Origin of the sequence: Streptomyces asiaticus (assembly GCF_018138715.1) — a bacterium.
Classification (GTDB): domain Bacteria; phylum Actinomycetota; class Actinomycetes; order Streptomycetales; family Streptomycetaceae; genus Streptomyces; species Streptomyces asiaticus.
On the sequence record NZ_JAGSHX010000006.1, the window covers coordinates 1406403 to 1433180 of the forward strand.

General features: G+C 72.5%; 26 protein-coding genes. 7 read left to right on the plus strand and 19 right to left on the minus strand.

All coding sequences use genetic code 11. The annotated features are described in order from the left end of the window. Positions 1 to 153: 153 nt before the first annotated feature. From KHP12_RS13650 to infC, 5 genes are all read right to left on the minus strand, one after another. On the minus strand, positions 154 to 1350 hold the full coding sequence (locus KHP12_RS13650) for a sensor histidine kinase (RefSeq protein ID WP_211832997.1): 1197 nt from the start codon (positions 1348 to 1350) through the stop codon (positions 154 to 156). 44 nt (positions 1351 to 1394) lie between these two features. Beyond that, on the minus strand, positions 1395 to 2228 hold the full coding sequence (locus tag KHP12_RS13655; protein ID WP_210610171.1) for a TrmH family RNA methyltransferase: 834 nt from the start codon (positions 2226 to 2228) through the stop codon (positions 1395 to 1397). Between the two features lie 451 nt (positions 2229 to 2679). Further along, positions 2680 to 3063, minus strand: coding sequence for a 50S ribosomal protein L20 (rplT, locus tag KHP12_RS13660; RefSeq protein WP_009713826.1), 384 nt, complete (start codon positions 3061 to 3063; stop codon positions 2680 to 2682). 113 nt (positions 3064 to 3176) lie between these two features. Then, entirely contained in the window at positions 3177 to 3371 is a 195-nt protein-coding gene (gene rpmI, locus KHP12_RS13665) for a 50S ribosomal protein L35 (RefSeq protein ID WP_020867203.1), read from the minus strand. 143 nt (positions 3372 to 3514) lie between these two features. Beyond that, complete coding sequence (gene infC / locus KHP12_RS13670; protein ID WP_037961588.1) at positions 3515 to 4111, minus strand: translation initiation factor IF-3; 597 nt, start codon at positions 4109 to 4111, stop codon at positions 3515 to 3517. Positions 4112 to 4580: 469 nt separating this feature from the next. Here infC and KHP12_RS13675 point away from each other — a divergent pair, with 469 nt between their 5' ends. Then, on the plus strand, positions 4581 to 4946 hold the full coding sequence (locus KHP12_RS13675; protein WP_086885515.1) for a DUF1844 domain-containing protein: 366 nt from the start codon (positions 4581 to 4583) through the stop codon (positions 4944 to 4946). A gap of 118 nt (positions 4947 to 5064) precedes the next feature. Here KHP12_RS13675 and KHP12_RS13680 read toward each other — a convergent pair whose 3' ends face one another. After that, on the minus strand, positions 5065 to 5865 hold the full coding sequence (locus tag KHP12_RS13680) for an aquaporin (RefSeq protein ID WP_086885514.1): 801 nt from the start codon (positions 5863 to 5865) through the stop codon (positions 5065 to 5067). 106 nt (positions 5866 to 5971) lie between these two features. Further along, positions 5972 to 6754, minus strand: a complete 783-nt coding sequence (locus KHP12_RS13685) for an SseB family protein (RefSeq protein ID WP_086885513.1) — start codon at positions 6752 to 6754, stop codon at positions 5972 to 5974. 80 nt (positions 6755 to 6834) lie between these two features. Between KHP12_RS13685 and KHP12_RS13690 the strand changes: the two genes are divergently transcribed. Then, the gene (locus KHP12_RS13690) at positions 6835 to 7608 is read left to right on the plus strand and encodes a serine hydrolase (protein ID WP_208653234.1); all 774 of its coding nucleotides are present in this window, start codon (positions 6835 to 6837) and stop codon (positions 7606 to 7608) included. Between the two features lie 212 nt (positions 7609 to 7820). Here the strand turns inward: KHP12_RS13690 and mycP are convergent, their stop codons facing one another. Both mycP and KHP12_RS13700 read right to left on the minus strand, forming a co-directional pair. Next, a complete protein-coding gene (gene mycP, locus KHP12_RS13695; RefSeq protein WP_086885512.1) occupies positions 7821 to 9038 on the minus strand; it encodes a type VII secretion-associated serine protease mycosin in 1218 nt (405 codons plus the stop codon). Next, positions 9035 to 10093 carry a hypothetical protein gene (locus KHP12_RS13700; protein WP_211832998.1) on the minus strand — a complete coding sequence of 353 codons (1059 nt, stop codon included), beginning with the start codon at positions 10091 to 10093 and terminating at the stop codon, positions 9035 to 9037. Before KHP12_RS13700 ends, mycP begins: the two co-directional genes overlap by 4 nt. 213 nt (positions 10094 to 10306) lie before the next feature. Here KHP12_RS13700 and KHP12_RS13705 point away from each other — a divergent pair, with 213 nt between their 5' ends. Then, positions 10307 to 11503: an amino acid deaminase/aldolase gene (locus tag KHP12_RS13705; RefSeq protein WP_210610167.1), complete on the plus strand. Its 1197-nt coding sequence runs from the start codon at positions 10307 to 10309 to the stop codon at positions 11501 to 11503. A 36-nt stretch (positions 11504 to 11539) separates the two neighbouring features. On the opposite strand, the gene KHP12_RS13710 is transcribed toward KHP12_RS13705, so the two are convergent. The 4 genes from KHP12_RS13710 to KHP12_RS13725 all read right to left on the minus strand — a co-directional run bounded on the left by KHP12_RS13710 (position 11540) and on the right by KHP12_RS13725 (position 16119). Then, entirely contained in the window at positions 11540 to 12505 is a 966-nt protein-coding gene (locus tag KHP12_RS13710; RefSeq protein ID WP_210610165.1) for a DUF2510 domain-containing protein, read from the minus strand. Positions 12506 to 12573: 68 nt separating this feature from the next. After that, entirely contained in the window at positions 12574 to 13356 is a 783-nt protein-coding gene (locus KHP12_RS13715) for a 3-oxoacyl-ACP reductase (RefSeq protein ID WP_037961605.1), read from the minus strand. Position 13357: 1 nt separating this feature from the next. Then, entirely contained in the window at positions 13358 to 14740 is a 1383-nt protein-coding gene (locus KHP12_RS13720; RefSeq protein WP_086880328.1) for an aldehyde dehydrogenase family protein, read from the minus strand. An 11-nt stretch (positions 14741 to 14751) separates the two neighbouring features. After that, positions 14752 to 16119, minus strand: coding sequence for a glutamine synthetase family protein (locus tag KHP12_RS13725; protein WP_037961611.1), 1368 nt, complete (start codon positions 16117 to 16119; stop codon positions 14752 to 14754). A 123-nt stretch (positions 16120 to 16242) separates the two neighbouring features. On the opposite strand from KHP12_RS13725, the gene KHP12_RS13730 reads away from it, so the two are divergent. The 3 genes from KHP12_RS13730 to KHP12_RS13740 all read left to right on the plus strand — a co-directional run bounded on the left by KHP12_RS13730 (position 16243) and on the right by KHP12_RS13740 (position 19427). Then, a complete protein-coding gene (locus KHP12_RS13730; protein ID WP_037961614.1) occupies positions 16243 to 16995 on the plus strand; it encodes a FadR/GntR family transcriptional regulator in 753 nt (250 codons plus the stop codon). A gap of 127 nt (positions 16996 to 17122) precedes the next feature. Next, on the plus strand, positions 17123 to 18616 hold the full coding sequence (gene eat, locus KHP12_RS13735; protein ID WP_086881598.1) for an ethanolamine permease: 1494 nt from the start codon (positions 17123 to 17125) through the stop codon (positions 18614 to 18616). Positions 18617 to 18734: 118 nt separating this feature from the next. Then, complete coding sequence (locus KHP12_RS13740) at positions 18735 to 19427, plus strand: gamma-glutamyl-gamma-aminobutyrate hydrolase family protein (RefSeq protein WP_211832999.1); 693 nt, start codon at positions 18735 to 18737, stop codon at positions 19425 to 19427. A gap of 20 nt (positions 19428 to 19447) precedes the next feature. Here the strand turns inward: KHP12_RS13740 and KHP12_RS13745 are convergent, their stop codons facing one another. The 6 genes from KHP12_RS13745 to KHP12_RS13770 all read right to left on the minus strand — a co-directional run bounded on the left by KHP12_RS13745 (position 19448) and on the right by KHP12_RS13770 (position 25403). Next, positions 19448 to 20173, minus strand: coding sequence for an alpha/beta fold hydrolase (locus KHP12_RS13745; protein ID WP_086881596.1), 726 nt, complete (start codon positions 20171 to 20173; stop codon positions 19448 to 19450). A 95-nt stretch (positions 20174 to 20268) separates the two neighbouring features. Beyond that, positions 20269 to 21138 carry a chitosanase gene (locus tag KHP12_RS13750; RefSeq protein ID WP_086881600.1) on the minus strand — a complete coding sequence of 290 codons (870 nt, stop codon included), beginning with the start codon at positions 21136 to 21138 and terminating at the stop codon, positions 20269 to 20271. A 228-nt stretch (positions 21139 to 21366) separates the two neighbouring features. Beyond that, the gene (locus KHP12_RS13755) at positions 21367 to 22653 is read right to left on the minus strand and encodes an MBL fold metallo-hydrolase (RefSeq protein ID WP_208652978.1); all 1287 of its coding nucleotides are present in this window, start codon (positions 22651 to 22653) and stop codon (positions 21367 to 21369) included. Between the two features lie 69 nt (positions 22654 to 22722). Then, positions 22723 to 23610, minus strand: a complete 888-nt coding sequence (locus KHP12_RS13760; RefSeq protein ID WP_086881595.1) for a GNAT family N-acetyltransferase — start codon at positions 23608 to 23610, stop codon at positions 22723 to 22725. 121 nt (positions 23611 to 23731) lie between these two features. After that, positions 23732 to 24637: a glycoside hydrolase family 19 protein gene (locus tag KHP12_RS13765; protein WP_086881594.1), complete on the minus strand. Its 906-nt coding sequence runs from the start codon at positions 24635 to 24637 to the stop codon at positions 23732 to 23734. Between the two features lie 193 nt (positions 24638 to 24830). Beyond that, the gene (locus KHP12_RS13770) at positions 24831 to 25403 is read right to left on the minus strand and encodes a TetR-like C-terminal domain-containing protein (RefSeq protein ID WP_086881593.1); all 573 of its coding nucleotides are present in this window, start codon (positions 25401 to 25403) and stop codon (positions 24831 to 24833) included. Positions 25404 to 25583: 180 nt separating this feature from the next. On the opposite strand from KHP12_RS13770, the gene KHP12_RS13775 reads away from it, so the two are divergent. Beyond that, positions 25584 to 26756 carry an MFS transporter gene (locus KHP12_RS13775; RefSeq protein ID WP_244202758.1) on the plus strand — a complete coding sequence of 391 codons (1173 nt, stop codon included), beginning with the start codon at positions 25584 to 25586 and terminating at the stop codon, positions 26754 to 26756. Positions 26757 to 26778 lie beyond the last annotated feature (22 nt).

Here is a 26778-nt window from a genome sequence, read left to right on the forward strand (position 1 = left end):
CGACTGGCTGCGACCGCTGCGCCCCGTGCTGGGGACGCCAAAGGTGCCAAAGCCCGAGTCTAAGGGGCGCGGGAGGGGTGCTGTCCCGGGGGACGCCGCGCGACGGCCGCCGCGCTCGGGGTCCGCCCCTTGCTGAAGGAGCCCGCGGGTGGATCAGGCCAGATAGGCCGGGGTGCCCACGGGCAGGGTAAATCGGAACTCCGCGCCGCCGCCGCGGGCCCGGTCGACGGTGATCGTGCCGCCGTGGGCCTCGACGATGCCCTTGACGATGTAGAGCCCCAGGCCGGTGCCGCCGCGCTTGCTGCCCCGCCAGAAGCGGGTGAAGACTCGGCTCATCGACTCCTCCGGGATACCGGGGCCCTCGTCGCTCACGGTGACGGCGGTCCTTTCGACAGTGGGGCCTTCCGCGGGGCCTTCCGCGACCGGCCTGGCCGGTGCGGGCGCTATATCAATGGTGACCGTTCCCTCGCCGTGGCGCACCGCGTTTTCCAGCAGGTTGCCCAACACCTGATCGATCTTGTCCGGATCGGCCCACAGCCTGGGCAGCGGCCCCCTGACCCTGATCAGGAACCGCTCGGCGGTGTGCCCGGCCGCGGTGAGCGCCTGCACATGGCGGCGGACGGCGGCGGCGAGATCCACCGGCTGACGGCGCACCTCCAGCCGGCCGGAGTCGATCCGGGAGATGTCCAGCAGCTCGGCGATCAGCCGGGTGACCCGGTTGGCGTCGGCGTCGACGGTCTCCAGCATCAGCCGCTTCTGGTCGTCGGTGAACCGCTCCCACTTGGCCAGCAGCGTGGCCGTGAACCCCTTCACGGACGTCAGCGGCGAGCGCAGCTCATGGGCGACGGTCGCGATCAGCTCGGCGTGGCTGCGCTCGGTGCGGCGGCGGGCCTCGGTGCCGCGCAGACAGACCACCACCCGGCGCACCGGTCCGGTCGGCCGCTCGCGCACATAGCGGGCCGAGACCAGCACCTCGCGGCCGCCCGGCAGCAGCAGGTTCCGCTCGGGCTGCCCCGCCCGGATGGCCAGCCCTCCATAGGGATCGGTCAGCGCCCACCAGCGCCGGCCGTCCAGGTCCTCTAATGGCAGGGCCACCTCGAGCCGGCGGCCGATCGCGTCCGCGGGGTCGGTGGCGGTGATCCGGGCCGCCGCCGCGTTGAAGCAGGTGACCAGGCCGGTCTCGTCGGCCACGACCAGGCCGTCGGGCAGCTCGTCGGGGTGCGGCCCGAACGCGTCCGGCGCGCCGCCGGGGTCCCCCACGGTGGACAGGGGGTCCTGCCCCCCGTCGGGCGGCTCCGCTCCGGGCGCATGGGCTTCGGCCGCCCTGGCGCCGGAGGTCCTGACGTCCATCCCCACACCCCCTCTCGGGTCCCCTCCCAGAGGGGGCAACCCTACTAGGTCGATGTGACGGAGCGGCACCCTGCGGGAGCGCGCTGCGCACGAGCGGAGGCATAGAGGCACACGGCGGCGGCCGTGGCGAGGTTGAGGCTCTCGGCCCTGCCGTGAATCGGAACGCGCACCACCTCGTCCGCGAGTGCGCGGGTAGCCTCCGGCAGGCCCCATGCCTCATTGCCGAAGATCCAGGCGGTGGGGGCGCCCAGCAGCCCGTCGTCCAGCTCGGAGTCCAGGTCCCGCTCCCCCGCCCCGTCCGCGGCCAGCACCCGCGCCCCGGCCTCCCGCAGCCCGCTCACCGCGCGCTCGACGGGTACGCCGATGGCGACGGGGAGGTGGAAGAGGGAGCCGACGGAGGCGCGTACGGCCTTGGGGTTGTACGGATCCACGGAGGCGTCCGTCAGTACGACCGCGTCCGCCCCGGCGGCGTCGGCGCACCGCAGCACGGTGCCGGCGTTGCCGGGGTCGCGGACGTTGGCGAGCACGGCGACAAGCTTCGGCCGGGCGGCCAGGATCTCCTCGAACGGCGAGTCCAGGAAGCGGCACAGCCCGACGATGCCCTGCGGGGTGACCGTGTCGCACATCTCCGCGACGACGTCGTCGGTCGCGGTGAACACGGGGATGTCCGCGGCGCGGGCGGCGTCCAGGATCTCCTGGTGCCGCTCGGCGGCCTCGGGGGTGGCGTACACCTCCACGAGATGCGCGACGGCCTCCCGTACGGCCTGCGGCCCCTCGACGATGAACCGCCGCTCCTTGCCGCGGAAGCTGCGCTTGGCGAGCCGCCGGGCGGCGGTGACGCGCGGCGATCGCAGGGACGTCAATTCGGGGGTCGCCATGGGGTTGGGTGCGCTTTCTCGTGTGGTGTGTCGGTTGCGCGTGCCGGGCACCGGGCAACCTGCCCGGCCGCGGGCATCGCCTCGCGGGGCGGCTTCCCCCACCCCGCCCCTCCCCGAAACCGGGGCAAGCCCCCGGACCCCCGGAAGGGGCAGCAGCGCGCCCAGCTGCGACCAGCCGTCCGTCGTTGTGGGCAATCGTCCCGCGGAGGGGGTACCTCCCAGCGGTAGCTGGGGGAGGGACGGGTGGGCACAACCCGGCCACCGGGCCGCACCCGACGACGAGACCCCAGGGGGCACAGCCCCGCCTCCGGGGCGCGCCCGGAGACGCAACCCCCAGGGGGCACAGCCCGGCCGCCGGGGCTCGCCCGGGGGCGGCACCGGCATGCGTGGACCCGCAGGTGATGCGTTCACCTGCGGGTCCACTCGGCAATGCTCAGCGCAGCGCTTACGCCTACGCGGCCTTCGGCGCGTTCACATCGCTCGGCAGCGCCTTCTGCGCAGCCTCCACCAGCGCCGCGAACGCGTTCGCGTCGTTGACCGCGAGGTCCGCCAGAATCTTGCGGTCGACCTCGATGTTCGCGGCCTTCAGGCCCTGGATGAAGCGGTTGTACGTCATGCCATTGGCGCGGGCAGCGGCGTTGATGCGCTGGATCCACAGCTGACGGAAGTCGCCCTTGCGCTTCTTGCGGTCGTTGTAGTTGTAGACCAGAGAGTGGGTGACCTGCTCCTTGGCCTTGCGGTACAGGCGGGAGCGCTGGCCACGGTAGCCGCTGGCCTGCTCGAGGATCGCCCGGCGCTTCTTGTGGGCGTTGACTGCCCGCTTGACGCGTGCCACTTGTTTAACTCCTTGTACGGGGCCGCGGGTGACTCACGCGGCCCGGAAACGAATAGGTCCCGGCGGGTCCCGGTCTGGCGCTCGCCTCGCCCCGCCGAAGCGGGGCAGCGGCGTCACTTGCCGAGAAGCTTCTTGATCTTCTTGGCGTCGGCAGGGGCCATCTCGACCTTTCCGGCCAGGCGGCGCGTCAGCGTGGACGGCTTGTGCTCGAGAAGGTGGCGGCGACCGGCGCGCTGGCGCACCACCTTGCCGGAGCCGGTGAGCTTGAAGCGCTTGCTGGCACCGCTGTGCGTCTTGTTCTTCGGCATGTCGCCGTACTCTCCTCGTCGGGGCACTTCCGCCTCATCCGGGCGCAGCGCGAGCAGGCCGCTGACCGGTGTGTACGGAAGCGTCGATTATTTCGGTGTGTGTCGGGACCGGGGTCCCGGGGTCGAGGCTGGCGCCTCGGACATCACGCCTCGGCGGGCTCCTCGGCAGACTGCTCCACGGACGCGTCCGGAGACTGGTCCAGGTGGGGAACGCCTTGGCGCTCCGCCTTGCGGGCGGCCTGCGCCTCACGGGCTTCGGCCATCGCCTCGGTCTTCTTCTTGTGCGGACCGAGAACCATGATCATGTTTCGGCCGTCCTGCTTGGGGTTGGACTCCACGAAGCCCAGCTCCTGGACGTCCTCGGCGAGCCGCTGCAACAGCCGGTAGCCGAGCTCGGGCCGGGACTGCTCACGGCCACGGAACATGATCGTGATCTTGACCTTGTCGCCCTGCTTGAGGAACCGGACGACGTGACCCTTCTTGGTGTCATAGTCGTGCGGGTCGATCTTCGGCCGGAGCTTCATCTCCTTGATGACCGTGTGCGCCTGGTTCTTGCGCGCTTCACGGGCCTTCATGGCCGACTCGTATTTGAACTTTCCGTAGTCCATGAGCTTGCAGACCGGCGGACGGGCGTTCGCCGCCACCTCGACCAGGTCGAGGTCGTACTCCTGCGCAAGCTCCAGGGCCTTGGCAAGCGGCACAATGCCGACCTGCTCGCCACTGGGACCGACGAGTCGCACCTCGGGGACGCGAATCCGGTCGTTGATGCGGGGCTCGGCGCTGATGGATCCTCCTCGGTTGCACCACGCGACCGTCTGGCGGACTGCCGCGTAACGTCTCTTAGTTTTGAGACCACCGCGTCGTGACGCACAAAACGCCCCGACGGGTACACAGGCGGGGCTCCTCATTGACCGGGAGCACCGCCGCGATATCACCGCGGGGCGCAGCCTGACCGATGACCTGCCAACCGTGGGTCGGGAGGTGGGAGCGTGGAGCCTCCACTTGTGGGCCGGACACACAGGTGACCGGCCGGTCGTTTATCTACGATACCAGCACCCGCGCGCGATGCTCACCCGCTGCGTCCTGGGTATCCGTCCCGTCCCGCGTCCCCCTCGCCTCCCGGTGAACTCACCCGCCCCGTGCGTACGGTGCCGGGCGGACGCCTAGGCTGGGTCACACCGTCCATCCAGGAAGTGAGCCCCGACCACCATGAGCGACGCCAACGCCGGGCAGCCGCCGGCCCCCGACTTCGACCGGATGACCCGGGACATCGCGGATGTGCCCGCGGTCGAGGTGATCACCACGGTCGCGGTGCACCTGATGAGCGCCGCCGCGGTCAACCTCGGCCTGGCCGAGGAGGGCCCCCAGCACAAGGACCTGGACGAGGCGCGGAAGCTGATCAACGCCCTGGCGGGGCTGGTCACGGCCGGCGCCACGGAGATCAGCTCCTTCCACGCCGCTCCGCTGCGGGACGGCCTGAAGTCCCTCCAGCTCGCCTTCCGCGAGGCGTCGGTGGTGCCGGACGAGCCGGGGCAGGGGCCCGGCGAGAAGTTCACCGGCCCGATCTTCGGCTGACCGGCCGCCCCTTCCTCAAGGCCGGTAAGGCCGGTCCCTCATGGCCGGTAAGGCCGGGCCCCGGCATCCGGGCCCCGGCATCGACTCGGCCTCAGGCCGCCTCCGGGCCGCTCGTCGCTCAGGCCGCCTCCGGGCCCTTGGTCTCCGGGCCGCCCGCCTCGGGGCGGTGGCCGCCGCGCATGCGTCCCCACGGCCCGGTCGCCGGGGGCGGATGTGCCTCCTCCCGGTCGGCCTGGCCCGCCGGATGGAGATGGGTGAACCGGTGCACCACCGCGGCGAGCACCCCGCCGACCAGCGGCGCCACGATGAACAGCCACAGCTGGCCCAGCGCATCGCCGCCCGCGAAGATCGCGGGGCCGAAGCTGCGCGCCGGATTGACCGAGGCCCAGGTCAGCGGGATGCCGATCAGATTGGCCGCGGCGAGGGCGAGGCCCACCGGGACCGGTTCGGCGCCGACCATCGGCACCGCGTGGGTCACCGTGAGGAAGACGAAGACCAGCAGGAAGGTCAGCAGCACCTCGGCGAGGAAGGCCCCGCCCGCGCCCATGCCGACCGGTGAGCGGCCGCCGTAGCCGTTGCTGCCGAAGGCGCCGGCCGTCTGGAGCCGGGGCACCTGGTTGGCGAGCAGGAACAGGATCGCCGCGCCCACGATCGCACCGACGAACTGCGCGACCCAGTACTGGACGGCCGTACGGATGTCGATGCGCCTGGCCAGCAGCACACCGAGGGTCACCGCCGGGTTGATGTGGCAGCCCGAGATGCGTCCGAACGCGAAGGCGATCGCGATCAGCGTGAAGCCGAAGGCGAGCGAGACCCCGAGGGCGTTGATGTAGTCGCCCGCCAGGACCAGCGAACCGACTCCGAAGAGGACCAGCATCGCGGTCCCGATGAACTCCGCTACGACCGTTCTCGTCTCCATGGCGCTCTCCTCACGCAGATTCCGACCGCCAGTCGCCTAAGCATTGTGGGCGGTATCGGGAGGATTCGCCTGTTGGTCCGCATGGGGCGGGGCCGGGCCCCGCCCCTCAGCGGCTGAAGAGCGGCTCGCCGGGGATCTGCGCGTCCGGCGGCAGCAGCGCCAGGGTCAGCCCGCGCACCAGCCGCGCCCGCAGCACCTCGTCGGCGGCCAGGGCGCCCGCCACCCGGTGCGCCGTCTCGCGCGCGGGCGCCTGCGGAGTCAGGGCGAGCGCGAGCATCCCGTCGGCGTCCGCCGCCGGGGCCAGATGGGCCCGGAGCACCTCCGGCTCGGCGGCCAGCACGGTGCGCACCGCCTCGGTCACGGCCGGGTCGGCGAGCGGATCGGCGCTGGTCCGCCCCTCGGCGAGGGCCAGCAGGGCGGGGCCGGTCAGCTGGTACGGCACCGGGCCCGCGAGGTCCAGGACCAGGGTGTCCGCCTGCTCATGGGCGGTGGCCTCCAGCGCCTGGCGCAGCGGTACGGCCACGGGCCGGGCGTCCGGGCGCCAGCGGGCCAGCGTCTCGAGCGAAGTGAACGCGGGCAGCGCGCGCCGGCCGTCGGGAGCCTGGAGCGTGGGCACCGCCATGTCGCTGGTCTTGTCGCGGCGCAGCCCGCCCGCCCGTCGCCCGCCACCACCCTCAACGGACGCTTCGCGCGGCTTGAATTCCACCACCTCGGCCTCGCCGAGGATCGCCACCACGGGAACGAGCAGCCGGGCGCCGGTGAGCGCGGCGAGCACCTCCGGTTCTGCCGAGCGGTCATCGGCCCAGGCGGCGAGCGCCGCGGTCAGCCGGGGGTCGGCGGAGCCGTCGTCGCCGGAGAAGCCGGGGTCGGGAATGTTCTTGAGCGCCACGCCATGAGGGTATCGACAGCGAGGAGACCGAGATCCGCCGGACCCCCACCCGGGGCAGGGGCCGCAGTGAAGGAGACGGCGTGGAACGCGTGAACGACGGCGGCCCGGCCCTGCCCGCCCCGTCCGGTACGGACGGGCTGAGCGGCGCGCTCGCCGACGCGCTCGCGCCCCTGGCCGCGGACTTCTCGGTCGCCGTCCTGGATACGGGGTCCGGGGCGACCGGGGCCCACGGCGATGGCTCGTACGCCACGGCGAGCGTCATCAAGGTCGGCATCCTCGCGGCGCTGCTGCTCGGGGCGCAGGACGAGGGGCGGCGGCTGACCGCTCAGGAGCGCTCGTACGCCACCGTGATGATCGAGCGGAGTGACAACGACGCGGCGACGGCGCTGTGGGGGACGATCGGCGGGGGATGCGGCCTGGAGACCGCGCTGGGACGGCTCGGGCTGACCGATACGCACGCCGACGACCGCGGACGCTGGGGGCTGACCCACACCACCGCGTCCGATCAGCTGACCCTGCTGCGCGCGGTCTTCCTGGACGGCTCCCCGCTGAGCGCGCGCTCCCAGGCGTATCTACGGACCCTCATGGGCCGCGTCATCGCCGGTCAGACCTGGGGCGTCTCGTCCGCCGCGGCCGGCACCGGCCGCGGAACGCGGCTCAAGAACGGCTGGATGCCCCGCGACGCCACCGGCCTGTGGGTCGTCAACAGCATCGGCGAGGTGACGGCGAACGGCCGGCCCCATCTGATCGCGGTCCTGTCCGAGGGCAGCACGGACCGGGAGGGCGGGGTGGCGCTGGTGGAAGAGGTGGCCCGGACGGCCGTGGCGACGACCGCCGCATACGGATCGCGGTGAGCGGACTGGTCCGGAGCGGCCCCCAGCCGACGACCGCCGCCGGGCCTTCAGCGCGCGGACTCCCCACGAGCAGGCGCGCACCGGCCCCGGACCGACGACGCGGCGGCCGGGCGCCGCTCAGGGCCGACGGAGCCCCGTCAGCGGCGCGCCTGGCAACGGGCCTTAGCCGATCATCGCGGCGCCCGGGCGGCGCTCAGCGCGTACGCGGCCGCTCAGCGCGTACGCGCGCCCGGCAGCAGTGCCCGCAGCCGCGGGGGCATCCGCAAGGGGCCCGAGCCGCGCCACAGGGATATCGCGGCGACGATCAGGGCCGTGCCCGCGAGGCCGGCGAGGAGGGCCATCTGGTTGGGGCCGGAGTCGTCGTGGGCGCCCTGGGTGTGGCCGGGGCCGTTGCCGAAGTAGCGGTCCGGGGCGGCGGCCGCGGCGGGCCGCTGGGCCTCGGGCTTCAGCTTGTCGCCCGCGGTGATCGCGGCCGCCGGGTTCACCAGGCCCGCGCCGAGGTCGTCGCTGCGGCCGCCCTCGGGGACGTCCTGGGCGGTCCGGGTGAGGAGCCCGCGGATCTGGCGCGGGCTCAGGTCGGGGTGGGCGGCGCGGACGAGGGCGACGGAGCCGGAGACGAAGGCGGCGGCCGCGCTGGTGCCCCAGCCCTCGTAGTAGCGCTTGTCGGGGTCGGCGATGACCACGTCCACGCCGGGTGCGCAGACGGTGGCGTACCAGCGGCGGGTGGAGAAGGCGGCGCGGGAGCCGTAGCGGTCCACGGCGGTCACGGCGATGACCCCGGGGTAGGCGGCCGGGTAGGAGACCCGGTCGCCCTTCTCGCCGCCGTTGCCCGCGGAGGCGACCACGACCGCGCCCTTGCGCAGCGCGTATTGCACGGCGGCGTCCTCGGCGGCCTCGGGGTGGGCGGAGGCGCTGTCGTCGCCGAGCGAGAGGTTGATGACGTCGGCGCCGTGGTCGGCCGCCCAGCGGATCCCGGCGGCGAGCGCGCCGCCACGGGTCGAGCGGGCCTTCTTACGGTCGGGATCGGAGTCCTCGAGGATCACCCGCACCGGCAGGATCCGGGCCTTCGGGGCGACGCCCAGGACGCCCTCGCCGCCGGACGCCCCGTGGCCGTGCCCGGCGATGATCCCGGCCATGGCGGTGCCGTGGCGGGCCCAGGCGCGTTCGCCGCGCCGGGCGCCGAAGCCGATGAGGTCCTTCCCCGGCAGCACCTGGCCTTCGAGGTCGGGGTGGCCTTCGTCGACACCGGTGTCGAGGACGGCGACGGTGATCCCGGAGCCCTTGGTGGTCTGCCATGCCTCGCGGACGTGGAGGGTGTCCAGCGCCCACTCCTGGGCCTGTATGCCGTCGGCGTCCGCGGGCGCGGCGGGCACCAGGGTCAGCCCGGCGGCGGCGAGTGCCACGGCGAGGCGCCGCCCGATCCCGCTCATGACGTGGTCTCCGCGAAGGTGGCCAGGGCCCGGCGGAATCCGGACTCGATCGCGTCGGCGATGCCCCGGGCGTCGTTGCCGAGGCCGGACTGCGCGGGGGCCGAGGTGGCGCCGCGCTGGGTCGCCTCGCCCGCCGACTGCGGGTCGGTGACCTCACGGCCGTCGGCGAAACCGGTGACGGTGTAGATGACGGCGGGGGCGTCGGCGAGGATCCGGATCCGCCAGCTGGCGCGCTGGTCGTCGCCGAAGCCGGCCGCGGCGGTGCCCTTGGCGGCGTATGCGCGGGGCATCAGATCGGTGCGCTCGTCCAGCTTCTCGGTGACGAAGCGCTGCTGAAGCGCCCGCATCCCGGCGGGTCCCGAGGTGGTGATCAGCACTCCGACGGTGGTGACACTGGTGCTGGTGGCGTCGGTGTACGTGGCGCGCACCAGCCGTTTGCAGCCCACCGGGGCCAGCGCCTTGGCGAGCAGCGGATCGAATCCGCCGCCGCAGCTGCTGTCGGGGGCGACGGCTATCCGGGTCCAGGCGCGGTCGGCGCCGCCGGGGCCCCCGCCCTTGCCGCGCAGGGTGCGCGGGAAGAGGTCGTCCACGGGGACGCTGCGCCAGGCGGAGCGGGCGTGGGCGTAGGTGTCGGCGGTGGACGGCTGGGCGCCGGGGGCGTCGCCCAGCCAGCTTCCGGCCGCCGCCCCGCCGAGCAGCCCGAGGCCGAGCACGAGACTCGCGGCGGCGGCCGCCGTACGGCTGGGGGGACGGCGCCGACCGCCCGGACGGCCGTTCCCGAAGGGCGCGCCGGTGCGCGGAGGCACGGACGGGCGCGGCGGTGTCGAGGGCTGCGGGGGCACCCGGGTGCCGGACGCCTCGGCGGTGCCCCGGGAGAACGGGGCCTTCGCCCGTACGCCGAGGACGGGTGTCTCCGGATCCGGGGTGAACCCGGGCGCGTTGGCGGGGCGCGACGGGGGCGCGGAAGGCCGCTCGGGCGCCGTGCGCGGGGGATGTGCGGGGCGTGGTGGGGGCGTGCCGTGGGGTGAGTGCGCCTGTTCCGCGTCGGTGCTCACCTGCACCCCCTCGCACCCGTCGAGACCTGCTTCACCTGGCTCCGTCCGGTTCGCCGCGCCACCGCACCGCCTTTCGGACAGGCGGGCCCGTATACGGACAACCCGCCGCTGACCTGCCGGTCGTGGCGTGCGCGACACTCTACGGCCAGCCGGGGGCGCTGCGCACCGGCCGCCCTCTACCCAGTGGTAATAGCGGTCTGGCAAGCTGCGTCCATGTCCGCTGCCGCCGCTGACCGGGCCCGGTACGACCGGGCCACCGCCCATCTCGAAGCGCCCGTGGCGATTGTCGACCTGGGAGCCTTCGACGACAACGCACGGGATCTGGTCCGCCGGGCGGGAGGCAAACCGATCCGTGTCGCCAGCAAATCGGTGCGCTGCCGCGCGCTGTTGGAGCGGGTGCTGGCGCGCGACGGCTTCGCGGGGATCATGAGCTTCACGCTCCCGGAGTCGCTGTGGCTGGCGCGCGAGGGGTTCGACGACGTGCTGCTCGCCTACCCCTCCGCCGACCGGAACGGCTTCGCCACCCTGACCGGCGACCCCAAGCTGGCCGAGGCCGTGACCGTCATGGTGGACGACGTCTCCCAGCTCGATCTGATCGACAGCGTTCGCGCCGGGACCGAAGAGGTCCGGGTCTGCCTGGAATTGGACACCTCGCTGCGGATGCTCGGCGGGCGGGTGCGGGTCGGGGCGCTGCGCTCACCGCTGCGCGCACCGGAGCAACTGGCCGCGCTGGCGCGGGCGATCGCCGACCGCCCCGGCTTCCGGCTGGTCGGGCTGATGGCGTACGAGGGACATGTGGCGGGCGTGGGCGACGCGGTGCCCGGGAGCCCGCTGCGCTCGCGCGCCATCCGGCTGATGCAGTCCGTGGCGCGCCGGGAGCTCGCGGCGCGCCGGGCCGCGGCCGTACGAGCGGTGCGGGCGGTGGCGGACCTGGAGTTCGTCAACGGCGGCGGTACGGGCAGTGTGCAGCACACCGCCGCGGAGGACGCGGTGACCGAGATCGCCGCCGGGTCCGGGCTCTACCAGCCGCGGCTGTTCGACCACTACACCTCCTTCCGCGGCCGCCCGGCGGCCCTGTTCGCCCAGCCGGTGGTGCGCCGCCCCGGGGTGGGCGTGGTGACGGTGCTCGGCGGCGGCTATCCGGCGTCGGGCGCGGCGGGCCCGGACCGGCTGCCGGTGCCGTATCTGCCGGAGGGGCTGGTGTACGACTCGATGGAGGGGCCGGGCGAGGTGCAGACCCCGCTGCTGGGCACGGCCGCCGACGATCTGCTGATCGGCGACAAGGTGTGGTTCCGGCACGCCAAGGCCGGTGAGCTGTGCGAGCGGTTCGACACGCTGCGGCTGATCGAGGGGGACCGGGTGGTGGCCGAGGTGCCGACGTACCGGGGCGAGGGCAGGACGTTCCTGTGACCGATACCTCTCGAGCAACGACCGGAATGTGCCAGCCTAGATCGACCGGCCGTCGCCCGCCAGCGCCTCGATACCCTTGACGATCTTGTCCATGTCGCTGAGCGGCGGCGCCTTGTCGCTCTCGTCGAACCCGAAGCGCACCACGACCATCGTGTCCGGCATGGTGGGCGAGGGGAACGCCACCGACTGCACGATGCCGTCGTCGCCCTTCTTCGTCACCACCTTCCAGCGGACCAGATAGCCCTTCTCGCCCGCGACCTCGACCGCCGACGCCTTCAGCTGCTTGTGGGAGGTGATCCCGCCGTACGCCTTGCGGTCGGTGTCCTGGTCCGTGCCGTAGGACTCCTCGGCGTTCTGCGCGATGTCCTCCTCGGCTATGCCCTTGGCGGAGGTGGCCTTGTAGCCCTCGGCGGTCCGGGAGAAGGCGCCGCCGCGCACACAGTCGGTGGACGGGTCGCCCGGGCAGGGGTAGCGGGAGGTGGTGACGCCCGCGCCGCCGGAGCTGCTGCGCCCGGCCTGCCAGCCGGAGAGCACCGGCAGGCTGATGCCGTTGCCCTGGTCCGGGGCGGTGTCCGGGTCGTGGCTGGGCGGTGCGCTGGGGCTCTCGGTGGGCCCCTCCGAGGGGTTGTCCGGGGTGGGGAGGTCCGGGGCCGGGTCGCCGCCGTCGTCCGGCGCGGAGGTGCTGGGGGCGGGCCCGGTCTGGGCGTTCCCACCGCCGTCGCCGCCGCTGCCCAGCAGCACGATGCCACCGACGATCGCGGCGACGACGACGCCCACGGCGACGGAGAGCGCCGCGATTCTCGGGCCCCGCCCCCGGCTGTGGCCGTGTCCCCCCTGCCGCCCCGGCAGGTAGGGGGGCGGCGGCGGGCCGAAGGCCGGGTCCGCGGCGCCCGAGGCATCACGGGTGTACTCGGTCCAGGCCGAGCCGTCCCACCACCGTTCCATGGCGGGGCCGTTACCTGCGTAGCCGGGATCGGGGTACCAGCCGGGGGGCGTGTTCATGGTCACACGGTCAGCCTATGGCCAGGGGTGAGGTCCGTACACCGCGGATGGCAGGACTGCGCACCGGACTACAACGGCGTGACATATGCCCCGGCGATCCCGCCGTCCACGAGGAACTCGGCGGCGTTGACGAAGGACGCGTCGTCGCTGGCCAGGAAGGCCACGGCGGAGGCGATCTCCTCCGGCTCGGCGAACCGGCCCACCGGCACGTGCACCAGCCGGCGCTGGGCCCGCTCCGGGTCCTTGGCGAACAGCTCCTTCAGCAGCGGGGTGTTGACCGGCCCCGGGCACAGCGCGTTGACCCGGATGCCCTCGCGGGCGAACTGCACGCCCAGTTCGCGGGACATGGCCAGCACCCCGCCCTTGGAGGCGGTGTAGCTGATCTGGGAGGTGGCGGCGCCCATCACGGCCACGAACGAGGCGGTGTTGATGATGGAGCCCCGGCCCTGCCGCCGCATGTACGGCAGCGCGGCCTTGCAGCACAGATAGACGGAGGTGAGGTTGACCTCCTGGACCCGCTTCCAGGCGTCGAGCCCGGTGGTGAGGATCGAGTCGTCGTCGGGCGGGGAGATCCCGGCGTTGTTGAAGGCGATGTCCACCGAACCGTAGGTGTCGAAGGCGGTCTTGAAGACCGCCTCGACCTGCTCGGGGTCGGTCACGTCCACCCGCACGAACAGCCCGCCGACCTCGTCGGCGGCGGCCTTGCCCGCGCTCTCGTCGATATCGGCGCAGACGACCTGCGCGCCCTCGGAGGCCAGGCGGCGCGCGGTGGCCAGGCCGATGCCGCTGCCCGCTCCGGTGATGACGGCGGTACGGCCCACCAGACGGCGGCACACGGGGGTCTCGGTCACGTCACTGCTCCTCGGTGCTGATGAAGACGTTCTTGGTCTCGGTGAAGGCGGCAAGGGCGTCGGGGCCCAGCTCCCGGCCCAGGCCGGACTGCTTGTAGCCGCCGAAGGGGGTGGCGTACCGCACGCTGCTGTGCGAGTTGACGGACAGGTTCCCGGCGGCGACGGCGCGCGAGACCCGGACCGCGCGGCCCACGTCCCGCGTCCAGATCGAGCCGGACAGGCCGTAGTCGGTGGCGTTGGCCAGCCGTACCGCGTCGGCCTCGTCCTCGAAGGGGAGGACGACGGCGACGGGGCCGAAGATCTCCTCCACGGCGGTGCGGTCCCCGGGTCCGGTGGCCTCCAGCACGGTGGCCGGGTACCAGAACCCCTTGCCCTTCGGGGCCTCGCCGCGGATCGCGGCGGGCGCGTCCTCGGGTACGTAGGACCGTACGCGCTCCCGCTGGGCGGCCGAGATCAGCGGGCCCATGGCGGTGGCGGGGTCGGCCGGGTCGCCGACCGCGAAGGAGGTCACGGCGGGCGCCAGCAGCTCCATGAACCGGTCGTAGACGGATGCCTGGACCAGGATGCGGCTGCGGGCGCAGCAGTCCTGTCCGGTGTTGTCCAGGAAGGAGCCGGGCGCGGCGGCCGCGGCGCGCTCGAGGTCGGCGTCGGCGAAGACGATGTTCGGGCTCTTGCCGCCGAGTTCGAGGGTCACCCGCTTCACGCCCGCGGCGCATTTGGCCATGATCTCCTTGCCGACCGCGGTGGAGCCGGTGAAGACGACCTTGGCGACACCGGGGTGCTCGACCAGCGCGGCGCCCGCGACCGGTCCGGCCCCGGGCAGCACCTGGAAGAGCCCCTCGGGCAGGCCCGCCTCCAGGGCGAGCTCGGCCAGCCGGAGCGCGGTGAGCGGGGTGGTCTCGGCCGGTTTGAGGACCACCGCGTTCCCGGCGGCCAGGGCGGGCGCGGTGCCCCAGGCGGCGATCGGCATGGGGAAGTTCCACGGCGCGATGACCGCGACCACGCCCAGCGGCTCATGGAAGGTGACGTTCAGACCGCCGGCCACCGGGATCTGGGCGCCGCTCAGCCGCTCCGCTCCCCCGGCCGCGTAGTCCAGCAGATCGCGCACATTGCCCGCCTCCCAGCGGGCGTTGCCGATCGGATGGCCCGCCTCGCGGACCTCGAGGGCGGCCAGCTCCTCGAGGTGCCCGTCCACGGCGGCGGCGAAGCGGCGCAGCAGCCGGGCGCGGTCGGCGGGCGCGAGCGCGGCCCAGCCGCGCTGCGCCTCGGTGGCGCGGGCCACGGCGGCGGCCACCTCGTCCGGGGTGGCGGCCGGGACGGTGGCGATGACCTCCTCGGTGGCCGGGTTGAGGATGTGGTGTTCGTGGGGGTGTCCGGTGCTCACTCGCTGGTTCCTCACATGCGCTCGAAGGACCGGAAGCGCTCCCAGTCCGTGACGGCGGTGTCATAGGCGTCCTGCTCGACGCGCGCCATGTTGAGGTAGTGCTCGACCACCTCGTCGCCGAAGGCGGCCCGCGCTATGGGGCTGTTCCGCCACAGCTCGGCGGCGTCGCGCAGCGAGGTCGGGACGTGCTCGGCGTCACCGGTGTAGGCGTTGCCGGTACAGACCTCGGGGAGCTCCAGCTCCCGCTCCACGCCGTACAGCCCGGCGGCCACCATCCCGGCCACGGCCAGGTACGGGTTGACGTCGCCGCCGGGGAGCCGGTTCTCCAGCCGGTGGGAGGGGCCGTGGCCGATGACGCGCAGCGCGCAGGTGCGGTTGTCCGGGCCCCAGGCGACGGCGGTGGGCGCGAAGGAGCCGGGGCGGAACCGCTTGTAGGAGTTGATGTTCGGGGCGTAGAGCAGGGTGAAGTCGCGCATCGCCGCGATCTGTCCGGCGAGGAAGTGGCGCATGGTCTTCGACATGCCGTACTCGCCGTCGTCGTCGGCGAGCACGGGGTGCCCGGCCTCGTCGCGCAGCGAGAGGTGGATATGGCAGGAGTTGCCCTCGCGCTCGTCGTACTTGGCCATGAAGGTGAGCGCCATGCCCTCCTGGGCGGCGATCTCCTTGGCGCCGGTCTTGTAGACGGCGTGCTGGTCGCAGGTGGTCAGGGCGTCGTCGTAGCGGAAGGCGATCTCGTGCTGGCCGAGGTTGCACTCCCCCTTGGCCGACTCGACGGTCATCCCGGCGGCGCCCATCTCGTTGCGGATGCGGCGCAGCAGGGGCTCGACCCGGCCGGTGCCGAGGACGGAGTAGTCGACGTTGTACTGGTTGGCGGGGGTCAGCCCGCGGTAGCCGGTGTTCCACGCCTGCTCGTAGCTGTCCCTGAAGACCATGAACTCCAGCTCGGTGCCGGTGTACGCGGTCCAGCCGCGCTCGGCGAGCCGGTCGAGCTGGCGGCGCAGGATCTGGCGCGGGGAGGCGACCACCGGACTGCCGTCGTGCCAGGCGAGATCGGCGGTGAGGAGGGCGGTGCCGGGGTTCCAGGGGGTGCGGCGCAGGGTGGCGGTGTCGCCGTGCATGGCGAAGTCGCCGTAGCCGCGCTCCCAGGAGGACATGGCGTAGCCGTCGACGGTGTTCATCTCGGTGTCGACGGCGAGGAGGTAGTTGCAGCCCTCGGTGCCGTGTGCCAGGACGTCGTCGAGGAAGAAGCGGGCGGCGAACCGCTTGCCCTGGAGCCTTCCCTGCATATCGGTGAAGGCCAGGACGACGGTGTCGATCTCCCCGGCGGCGACCAGTCTGGTCAGCTCGTCGACCGAGAGCGGGGGCGTGCGGTCTGCCACGGTGGGGCCTCCTGCGTCGGAGAATTCGGGGGGAGGGAGGGTGCGGAGCGGGGTTGGGGGGCGTGGGGTGGCCTTAAGGTAATACCGCAGACCATTGATTGGGAAGTAGGTGCGGACGGTTCGATGAGCGAGAGCGGGAGTGGGCGCGGGAGCGCGGCGGACGACCGGCTGGCGCCGGTGCTGCGCCCGGTGCGCGCGGGGAACGGCTTCGAGGAGGCGCTGGAGCAGATACTCCAGGTGCTGCGGCTGGGGCTGGTCCCCGACGGCGGCCGGCTCCCGGCCGAGCGGGAGCTCGCCGACCGGCTGCGGATCAGCCGGGTGACCCTGCGCGAGGTGCTGAAAGTGCTCCAGGACCAGGGGCTGGTGGAGAGCCGCCGCGGCCGCTACGGCGGCACCTTCGTCCGGGCCAGGCCCGAACCCGCCGAGGGCGGCGGCGAGGACGAGCTGCGGCGCCGGGTCGAGGCGGTCGACGTCGAGGACACCCTGCGGTTCCGCGAGGTCCTGGAGGTGGGCGCGGCGGGGCTGTGCGCCGCGCACGGGCTGGCGGCGGGGCAGGCGCGGCGGCTGCGGGCGGCCCTGGACGCGACGCGGGACGCCCCGCTGGCCGACTACCGCCGCCTGGACACGATGCTCCACCTCACGCTCGCGGAGCTGGCGGGCTCACCGTCGCTCGCCGCCCAGTACGCGGCCGTCCGCGCGACCGTCAACGACCTGCTGGACTGCATTCCGCTGCTGGTGAAGAACCTCGAGCACTCCCAGGCCCAGCACGGGGCGCTGGTCGAGGCGGTGCTGGACGGGGACGCGGACGGGGCGCGCGAGGTGATGCGGGAGCACTGCGAGGGCACGGCGGCGCTGCTGCGCGGCTTCCTGGTCTGACCAGGTAATCCCCCGGGGTCCTTAACCACGGTTTTACGCAGAGGTCTTGCGCATCGCCGACCGGGAGGCAAAGGTATGGCCCCACACCTTTGCCATCGCCCCCTCGTGTGGAGCAGGAGTGTCCCCCATGGCCGACCGTACCGAATCCGCCCGCACCGAATCCGCCGGCGCCTCCGGCGGCGCCCCGCCGGGCGGCGGCGCGGCGCCATCCCCCGAGGACGCGTATCTGGAGCGCCGCACCCTGCGGCGCGGCAGCGCGGGCCCGCTGCTGCTGACCGGCCTCGGCGTCGCCTATGTCGTCTCCGGCGACTTCTCGGGCTGGAACTTCGGCCTGGCGGAGGGCGGCTTCGGCGGTCTCGCCATCGCCGCCCTGCTGATGGGCCTGATGTACGCCTGCATGGTGTTCGCCCTGGCGGAGCTGGCCGCGATCCTCCCCACCGCGGGCGGCGGCTACGGCTTCGCCCGGCGCGCCCTCGGCCCCTGGGGCGGCTTCCTCACGGGGACGGCGATCCTCATCGAGTACGTCCTGGCGCCCGCCGCCATCTCCATCTTCATCGGCGACTACGTCGAGTCGCTCGGGCTCTTCGGCCTGGAGTCCGGCTGGCCGGTCTATCTGGCGTGTTTCGTCATCTTCATCGGCATCCATCTGTGGGGCGTGGGCGAGGCCCTGCGGTTCAGCCTGGTCGTGACCGCCATCGCCGTCGCCGCGCTGCTGGTCTTCGCCTTCGGCGCCCTCACCGACTTCGACGCGGGCTCGCTCAACAACATCCCGGCGGACCACTCCTCCTTCGGCTCGAGTTCCTGGCTGCCGTTCGGGCTGCTCGGCATCTGGTCGGCGTTCCCCTTCGGCATGTGGTTCTTCCTGGGGGTCGAGGGGGTGCCGCTGGCGGCCGAGGAGACCCGGGACCCGGCCCGTACGCTGCCGAAGGCCATGGCCTGGTCCATGGGCATCCTGCTGCTCCTCGCCCTGCTCACCTTCCTCGCGGCGACGGGGGCGCGCGGCCCGAACGCCGTACAGGACGCGGGCAATCCGCTGGTCGAGGCGCTCCAGCCGGACGGCAAGGCCACCGTGTTGTCCCGGATCGTCAACTACGCGGGCCTCGCCGGGCTCGTGGCCTCCTTCTTCTCGCTGATCTTCGCCGGTTCGCGCCAGCTGTTCGCGCTCTCCCGGGCCGGCTATCTGCCCCGCTTCCTCTCGCTGACCAGCCGCCGCAAGGCCCCCTTCCTGGGCCTGCTGGTCCCGGGCGCCATAGGCTTCGCCCTCGCGGCGTGGACCGGCGACGGCGCCCGGATGCTCAATACCGCGGTCTTCGGCGCCACCATCTCGTACGCCCTGATGTCGCTCTCCCACATCGTCCTGCGCCGCCGCGAACCGGGCCTGGAGCGTCCTTACCGCACCCCCGGCGGCACGGTGACGTCGTCCCTCGCCTTCGTCCTGGCCTGCTCGGCGCTGGTGGCCACCTTCCTGGTGGACAAGGACGCGGCCTTCATCGCGCTCGGTGTCTACGCGGTGGCGCTGGCCTACTTCGCCTTCTACAGCCGCCACCGCCTGGTCGCGGCGGCGCCGGAGGAGGAGTTCGCGGCGCTGGCCGAGGCAGAGGCGGAACTGTCCCGCGACTGAGACCATTCCCACGGCGGAGAACCGTCCCGCGGCCGAGAACCGTCCCCCGGCGGAGAGCGGTCCCCGCGGCCGAGAACCGTCCCCCGACCGAGCAGATCCACGAAGATCGGAGTCCCCGGTGTCCAAGCCCCTGATCGGCGTCAGCACCTATCTCGAATCCTCGGCGAGCTGGGGCGTGTGGAACCTTCCCGCCGCGCTGCTGCCCTCGGGCTACCACCTGCTCGTCCAGCGCGCGGGCGGCCTGGCGGCGATGCTGCCGCCGGACGAGGACCCGGCCGCCGCCGCGTCCGTCGTCTCCCGCCTCGACGGGCTCGTCATCTCCGGCGGCCCGGATGTGGAACCGGCCCGGTACGGGGCCGAGGTGGAGCCGCGCACCGGGCCGCCCGCGCGGGAGCGGGACGCCTGGGAGCTGGCCCTGATCGAGGCGGCCCTGGCGTCGGGCACTCCCCTGCTGGGCATCTGCCGCGGCCACCAGCTCCTGAACGTGTCCCTGGGCGGCACCCTCGTCCAGCACCTGGACGGCCACGTGGGTCGGCCCGGCGTCTTCGACCACCACGAGGTGAAGCCGGTCCCGGGGACGCTCCTCGCCGGGATCCTCCCGGAACCGGTGTCCGTCCCCACCTTCCACCACCAGTCCGTGGCCCACCTGGGCAAGGGGCTGACCCCCTCGGCCCACGCCACGGACGACGGAACGGTGGAGGCGGTGGAGCTGCCGGACGCGGAGGCGTTCGTACTGGGCGTCCAGTGGCATCCGGAAGCGGGCGACGACGTACGCGTCATGCGCGCCCTGGTGGAGGCGGCGTCGGGCTGAGAAGCCGAGAAGGGACCGGCTCAGCCGAGCTTGAGCAGCAGTTCGGTGAGTTCACCCGGCATGGTGATCATGCAGTCGTGACCGGTCGCCAATTCCCACACCTGTGACGGGCTGCCGTTGGGCTGGACGGCGGGGACGGGCCGCCGGGTGATGCCCTCCGGCACATCGGCGACGCAGTGGATATGCGCCCGCGGGATCGCGTTCACGGCCGGGTTGTCCAGCCGGACCGGCTGCTGGAGGCAGCGCACCGGCTGATCCGACAGCATCGACCGCAGCCACTCCACATCCGCCGGTTCGGTCACCCCGAACAGACCCGAGGACGGCTCCATCCCGGCCAGGGGTGGTATCCGCCAGCCGCTCTCGGACGTCAGGGCCTGGTCGATCATGGCCTGGGTGAAGGGCATGACATCGACCGCGCTCTCGCCGTCCTCCGGGACCATGGCGTCGAGATAGACCAGCTGCGCGATCCGCTCCGGGACCCGGTTGGCGGCGGACGAGATGACCAGCCCGGCGTAGCTGTGCCCGACGAGCACGACATCGGTGAGGTCTTCCTCGGTGATCAGCCCGACGATGTCGTCGACATGCGTATCCAGCCCCACCTCCGGGCCCGCCAGATGCGCCGTGTCGCCGTAGCCGGTCAGCGTCGGCGCCAGCACCCGATGCCCGGCCGCCGTCAGCAGCGGGACCACCCGCTCCCAGCACTGCCCGCTGTGCCAGGCACCGTGCACCAGCAAATATGTCGACATAGTCCTACTCCATCCCCACACCGAATAAACGGGACACTGTCCCGATTGACGATATGGGACAGTGTCCCGCTTAGCAAGCGGGGACGGCACGGCGGTCAGGAGTTGATCTCGTACGGGTCGCCGTAGACCTTCCACTTCAACGGGGGCGCCAGGTCGAAGTTCTTCTCGTTGAGGAACTTCCGCTGCTCGGTGTCGACCCGGCTGGTGTCGCTGTGCGCCTCCTCGCTCTTCATGGCCTCCTTACGGGCGTCGAGGAAGGCGTTGAGGTAGGTGGTCTCATTGCCGCCCTGCGCCGGGGACTTGGCCTTGGACAGGGCGGTCTTACGGATGCCGCCGAAGCTGTACTTGCTGTTGCCGGGGCCGTGCATCACGATCGCGTCGTAGTAGATGAACTGGCCGAGCGCGCCCACGCCGTCGTCCTTGCCCTGCTTGACGGCCGGGTTGAAGTAGACGCGGTCGCGCTCGTGCTCCTGGGCGTCCTGGAACGCCTTGTCGGCGGCGGCCTTCTTCCAGTCCTTGGTGAAGTTCGGGTCGAGACCGTCGTGGGAGTCGGTGCCGTCGACGTCGCGCAGCGCGGGGAGGTACTTGGCCAGGACGTTGCCGGGCTTCTGCTGGGTGTAGTACTCGACGAGTTCCAGCATGTCGCCGGTGCCGGAGCAGAATCCGATGATGCCCGCGGTGTAGCCGCGGCCGTCGCCTATGTCCTCGATGTACTTGAACTGGGCGCGCCAGTCGAGCGAGGAGTTCTCGGCGCTGGAGACCAGCTTCATGGCGATCTCCTTCTTCGCCGGGTCGTCCAGGCCGCTCGCCGCCGCGGCCTTGTGCGCCGAGTGGGTGTGGCGCACATCCGACGAGGACGGCAGGTGGTCGGACGCCTGCCCGACTCCGACGCCGGTGAAGACGAGCGCGGCCGGTACCGTGACGGCCACGGCCGCGAGGCCGATCCTCCTGTGCATGGGGGACATGGGGGACATGGGGACTCCGTTCCTTGTCGACTGTGGGGGAAGTGCGCGCGGCCGCCCCAGGGCACGCCGGGGCAGCCCCGGCCCCCTGAGGCGATCCGTTAGGAACCTTTCCTAACCATTCAAGCGAGCGCGTCGTGTCCACCACAAGGGTTTGGACGCCATTCAGCGCCATTCGACAAAGAAGCAACCCGTGTCGTACCGCCCCGGGAGGCGGCCCCAACCCCCTTGTTACGACTGGGGGATGGGCATCGCGGGGTCCGCGCCGCCGGTCGCTCCGGGACGCTTTCCGGTCGCCCCCGAAGCCCCGGCCCCGGACGGTCCGGCCGAAGCCCCGCCGCCGGACGGTCCGGCGGGAACGGCCGGCTCGGCCGCACCCTCGGCCGCGGCCGGTACCTCCGTCACCGGCCGGGCCGCGATCGCCCGCCACCACGGCTCCAGCGGCAGCCCCTGCTCCGGCTCGAACGGCTGGCCAGGACGCGGAACGGCCACATTCGCCCCGGCCTCCTCGGCCGCCGCCACCGTGCCCTCGGCGGGCTCCTCCCACGGGTGCGGGGCGAGGTTGAAGGTGCCCCAGTGGATCGGCAGCATGATCCCCCGCACCGGGTCCCCGCCCTGGAGATCGAGATGGGCCCGCATGCCCTCCTCGGGGGTCATGTGGATGTCCGGCCAGTAATCGGAGTAGGCACCGATCTGGATCATGGTCGCGTCGAACGGCCCGTGCGCCGCGCCGATCTCCGCGAAACCGGGGAAGTAGCCGGTGTCCCCGCTGTGGTAGATCCGGCGCCCGGAACCCGCCACCACCCAGGAGGCCCACAGAGTGTGCTGGGTGTTGCGCAGCCCGCGACCGCAGAAGTGGCGGGCGGGGGTGGCGGTGAGCGTGAGCCCGGCGACCTCGGTGGACTCGTGCCAGTCCAGCTCGGTCATCCGCTCGGCCGGGACGCCCCAGCGCTCCAGATGGGCCCCCACCCCGAGCGGGACGACGAACATCGCGTGGCTCCGCACCAGCGCCCGGACCGTGGGCATGTCCAGATGGTCGTAGTGATCATGGGAGATGACCACCGCGTCCACCGGCCCCAGCTCCCGCAGCGGCACCGGCACCGGGTGCAACCGCTTGGGCCCCACCATCGAGAAGGGCGAACAGCGCTGTCCCCAGACGGGGTCGAACAGCACCCGCCGCCCGTCGATCTCCGCCAGCACACTGGAGTGCCCCATCCAGGTCAGCCGCAGCCCGGAGGCGGGAGGGGTGGCCAGATCGGCGACGGTGGTGGGGTGCACCGGCACGGTCCCGGCCGGGGCCCGGCGGACGCGCTCCTCCTTGCGGAAGTAGGTGGACGCGAGCTTCAGCATCGAGCCCGACGGGGCGGTACGGGCCCCCACCGGGTTGACGAACACACCGTTCACGAAGTTCGGCGACCGCCGGATGCGCTCCATCCGCTCCCCACCGGGATCCGCTCCGAAGGCGGCGGGGCGCAGGGCGGCGGTGAGCCGGGAACGTGTCGGATGTAAGCCGGTCACGGGGCCTCCAGGGTGAGAGGGCGGGAGCACTCCAACGAGCGGTGCCGTTGGGCTGCAATGACACAACTCTTACGAGGGGTGACCTTGTTCCGGAACGGTGCGCTCGGCCGCGATGAAGGACAGCAGCAGGTGGTCCTCCAGCGGGCGATAGCCGAGACGCTGATAGAGGGCGTTGCTGGTGGGGTTGTCGAGATCGGTGAAGAGCAGGACCTCCTGCACCCCGGCGGCCCGCGCGGCCCCGCTCACGGCGGCCGTGGCGGCGCCCGCGTAGCCGCGTCCGCGCAGCTCGGGCGGGGTGTAGACCAGGGAGACCCGGGCCATGCCGGCGATCGTACGGCTGATCCCGGCACAGGCCACCGGCCGGCCGTCGAGCTCCCACACCGTGATCCCGTCATGGCCGAGCTTGTCGTCCACCTGCGCCGCGACATCGTCCCTCAGCGCGCCGGTCTCGCGGGCGAACCCCTCGTACCAGGTGATCAGCAGGTCCCGGTCGGCGGTGGTGGCGATCCGGGGCCGCCCCGGTGGGGCCGGATCGGGCGGGGTGAGGGCATCGAGACGATAGAGCCGGTGGGTCTGCTCGACGGTGGCCACCGCACCGGTGAGGTCCTCCCAGGCGGTGGCGAAGGTCTCGGCGGTCTCGCGCCCCGCGTTCACTCCGGTGACCTTCAGCTCGCCGTCCCGGGCGAGGATACGGGCGAGGGCCCGGGACGCCTCGCCGGAGAGGGCGGAGAGCAGCGGGGGGTAGGGCGGCGTGCACAGGAACGCGCCCTCCACCGCCCCGCCCTCTCCGGTCCACCAGCCGTAGACCGGCGGCTCGTCGCCGTATCTGCCGCTGCCCGCCACCGTCAGGGAGGAGACCACCGTGAGCAAAGTGGTGTTCCGGGCCGGGTGGGTGCGCAGGAAGCCACCCGCCGCGACCCGGAACTCCTCGAGGTCGTACGTCACCGTCCACGCCATGTGCTCCAGGCTGGCGCGTGGCGGCGGAGCGGCGCACCTCAATTTCCTCGCTTCCGGCCGGACGCCCGCTCGGCGCCGGTCAGCGGCGACCGAACAGCGGCGGCCGGTCAGCGGCGGCCGGTCAGCAGCTCAGGTTGGAGCCGGGGGTGGTGCCGAGTATCTGGACGAACCGCTGGTAGGCGTCTATTCGGCTCTGCACCTGGCCGGGGTTGCCGCCGTTGCACTCCAGGCTGCCGTTGATCGCGCGGATGGTCTCGCCGAAGCCGCGCTGATTGACCATGGCGTCGTGCGGGGTCATCGAACCGGCCCCGCGCTGGGTGTTCCAGAACCACAGGGCGGTCTTCCAGGACACCGCGGCGTCCCGCTCCACCAGCCAGGGGTTGCCGAGCAGATCGATGCCGAGCGCGTCGCCCGCGGCCTTGTAGTTGAAGTTCCAGCTGAGCTGGATCGGGCCGCGGCCGTAGTACGCCGCCTGGCCCGCGGGGCAGCCGTAGGGCTGGTTCCAGTCGCAGTAGTGCGGGTAGTTGGAGGTGTTCTGCTCCACGATGTGGACCAGGCCGCCGGTTTCGTGGTTGACGTTCGCCAGGAAGGCGGCCGCCTCCTGCTTCTTGACGGTGTCGCTGCCGGTGTTGGCGAAGCCGGGGTAGGCGCTCAGGGCGGCGGTCAGGCCCTGGTAGGTGTAGAACGAGTTCCGGTTCGGGAACATCTGGTTGAACTGCGCCTCGCTCACCACGAAGCCGCTCGGGTTCTGGCCCTCGCCGCCGCAGTCGTAGGGCTCCCAGTACCAGGTGCTGATCACCGGGTCATAGCCCGGGTTGTCGTGCTCCGCGCGGTAGTACTTGCCGTCGGTGTACCGGACGATGTCACCGGTGACGTACGGCTTGCCGGCCACCCAGTTCGGGTAGTCGCAGGCCGCCTGGGCGGTCGTTCCCGCCGCCGAGGCCGTCGAGGCCATGGGCATGACAAGCACACTCGCGCACACCGCCGCGGTCGCCGCGAGCGGCGCCAGAACACGTCTCTTCCGCATGGGGCCGATCTCCTTCGTGTGGGGGGCCCTGCAACTTCGAGGAACACTCAAGCGGTTTGGTCTATACCAGTCAAGGTATAGACCAAACCTTTGTGCGGGGATGAGCAAAAGGGCGGACATCACGGGATGACCGGAAGAGCGGACATCACGGGATGCCGGAAGAAAGGCGCCGGGGCCGGTGGTGCCGGTTCCGTCAGTCCGGCAGCAGGTGTGACACCAGGGTGCGCGCCCATTCGGCGGTGGGGGCCTGGTCGGTGAAGACGGCCCGGTAGTAGAGGGGGGCGAGCAGAGCCTCGGTGGCGCGTTCGACGGTCGGGGCCCAATTGCCCCGGGCACGTTCCCGGTCGAGCATGGCCTGGAGCTGCTGCTGACGCTCTCCGGTGCACGCACTGGCGCCTTGCTCCCCGGCCGTGCCGATGGTGGCGCGCACCAGAGGGAGGGTGTCCGGGTCGTTGAGGTCCTTGGCGAGGTCGGACGCATAGCGTTCCAGGTCACCGCGGAGACTTCCGGTGTCCGGCACCACGTTGCCGTCGGAGAAGCGGCTGGTCGCGACGTCGGCGAGCAGGTCGCCGACGGAGCCCCAGCGGCGGTAGACCGTGGTGGCGTGCACGCCCGCCCGGGCGGCCACGACCGGGATCGTCAGCAGTTCGTCGGCCTCGTCGGTGAGCAGTTCCTTGACGGCCCGGTGGACGGCCGCGCGGATGCGGGCGGAGCGGCCGCCGGGCCGGCTGCCTGTGCGGGGCACGGAGGAAGTCGTAGCGGGCATGTCGCCAGTATCGCACTGATCGCTGCTTTTTTAGCGCAGCGATCAGTGCGTTAGTGGTACCTTGGGGCCACTAACGCACTGATCACTGCGAGGCCGTATATGCCCATTGAATCCGCCGCCACCGCCGCACCGCCCGTCGCCGATCCGCACCACGTGCCACGGAAGGGTGCATTCCGCTCCGTGGCCGCCACCTTTGTCCTCTTCCTGGCCGCCTCCAGCGCACCCTCCCCGCTCTATGTGATCTACCAGCAGCAATGGCGGTTCACGGCGTGGGTGCTGACCCTCGTCTTCGCCCTCTATGTGGTCGGCCTGCTGGGCTCGCTGCTCGTGGTCGGAGCGCTGTCGGACCATCTCGGCCGCCGGCCGGTGCTCGCCGCGGCGATCGGCCTGGAGATGGTCGCGCTCACGCTGTTCCTCACCGCCGGGAACGTGGTCGTCCTGGCCGCCGCCCGGGTGCTGCAGGGCATCGCCACCGGGGCGGCGACGACCACCCTGAGCGCCACCCTCGTCGACCTCGAACCGCCGCACGCCCGTGGCCGCGCGGGCGCCGTCACCTCGGTGTCCCCCCTGACCGGGCTCGCCCTCGGCGCTCTCGGCTCCGGTGTGCTGGTGGAGTTCGGCCCCGCCCCGACCCGGCTGGTCTACGCGCTGCTGTTCGGCGGAATGGTGCTGGCGGCGGTGGCCGTCGCCGTCCTGCCGGAGACGTCTCCCCGTCGGCCGGGAGCCGTCGCATCCCTGCGTCCGCGGGTCGCCATGCCCGCACATCTGCGCGCGGACATCCTCCCGGTGGTGCCGGCGATGATCGCGGGCTGGGCCCTGGCCGGGATGTACCTCTCGCTCGGCCCGTCCGTCGCGGCCAAGTTGCTGGGGCTGCACAGTCATCTGGTCGGCGGCGTCGTCGTGACGCTCCTGACCGGCACCGGCGCGCTCGCGGTCTTCCTGCTCCGCTCCCGGTCCGCGTCCTCGCTGCTGACGCCCTCGTCCGCACTGCTCGGGCTCGGCACCCTGATATCACTCGCCGGAATAGCGGAGGACCTCACCTGGCTTGCCGCCGTCGGCACCGTCGTCGCGGGCCTCGCCCTCGGTGCGTCGGTGCTGGCGACGTTCGGCACCTTCGCCCGGGTCGCCGAGCCGCACGAGCGCAGCGCGGTCTTCGCGCTGGCGAACGTCATCGCCTATCTGGGAAACAGCGTGCCCGCCGTACTCGGGGGAATCGCCGTCACCACCCTGGGACTGAGGACCGCCGCCGAGAGCTACGCGCTGGCGATCGCGATGATCGCCTTCTCCGTCCTCGTCCTGCGCCTGAACCGGGTACGGGCGCGGCGCCGTGACGTCATGGCCCCGTGCGGATGAGGGGCCGGCCAACGGCAGAGGA

Excerpts from the sequence above, each read along its gene's own strand:
- KHP12_RS13680 (WP_086885514.1), bottom strand. The coding sequence starts at position 5,865 with ATGGAGACGAGAACGGTCGTAGCGGAGTTCATCGGGACCGCGATGCTG.
- KHP12_RS13675 (WP_086885515.1), top strand. The coding sequence starts at position 4,581 with ATGAGCGACGCCAACGCCGGGCAGCCGCCGGCCCCCGACTTCGACCGG.
- rpmI (WP_020867203.1), bottom strand. The coding sequence starts at position 3,371 with ATGCCGAAGAACAAGACGCACAGCGGTGCCAGCAAGCGCTTCAAGCTC.
- KHP12_RS13655 (WP_210610171.1), bottom strand. The coding sequence starts at position 2,228 with ATGGCGACCCCCGAATTGACGTCCCTGCGATCGCCGCGCGTCACCGCC.
- eat (WP_086881598.1), top strand. The coding sequence starts at position 17,123 with ATGGCCGACCGTACCGAATCCGCCCGCACCGAATCCGCCGGCGCCTCC.
- KHP12_RS13770 (WP_086881593.1), bottom strand. The coding sequence starts at position 25,403 with ATGCCCGCTACGACTTCCTCCGTGCCCCGCACAGGCAGCCGGCCCGGC.
- KHP12_RS13705 (WP_210610167.1), top strand. The coding sequence starts at position 10,307 with ATGTCCGCTGCCGCCGCTGACCGGGCCCGGTACGACCGGGCCACCGCC.
- KHP12_RS13650 (WP_211832997.1), bottom strand. The coding sequence starts at position 1,350 with ATGGACGTCAGGACCTCCGGCGCCAGGGCGGCCGAAGCCCATGCGCCC.
- KHP12_RS13760 (WP_086881595.1), bottom strand. The coding sequence starts at position 23,610 with ATGGCGTGGACGGTGACGTACGACCTCGAGGAGTTCCGGGTCGCGGCG.
- KHP12_RS13730 (WP_037961614.1), top strand. The coding sequence starts at position 16,243 with ATGAGCGAGAGCGGGAGTGGGCGCGGGAGCGCGGCGGACGACCGGCTG.
- KHP12_RS13750 (WP_086881600.1), bottom strand. The coding sequence starts at position 21,138 with ATGTCCCCCATGCACAGGAGGATCGGCCTCGCGGCCGTGGCCGTCACG.
- KHP12_RS13765 (WP_086881594.1), bottom strand. The coding sequence starts at position 24,637 with ATGCGGAAGAGACGTGTTCTGGCGCCGCTCGCGGCGACCGCGGCGGTG.
- KHP12_RS13710 (WP_210610165.1), bottom strand. The coding sequence starts at position 12,505 with ATGAACACGCCCCCCGGCTGGTACCCCGATCCCGGCTACGCAGGTAAC.
- KHP12_RS13745 (WP_086881596.1), bottom strand. The coding sequence starts at position 20,173 with ATGTCGACATATTTGCTGGTGCACGGTGCCTGGCACAGCGGGCAGTGC.
- mycP (WP_086885512.1), bottom strand. The coding sequence starts at position 9,038 with ATGAGCGGGATCGGGCGGCGCCTCGCCGTGGCACTCGCCGCCGCCGGG.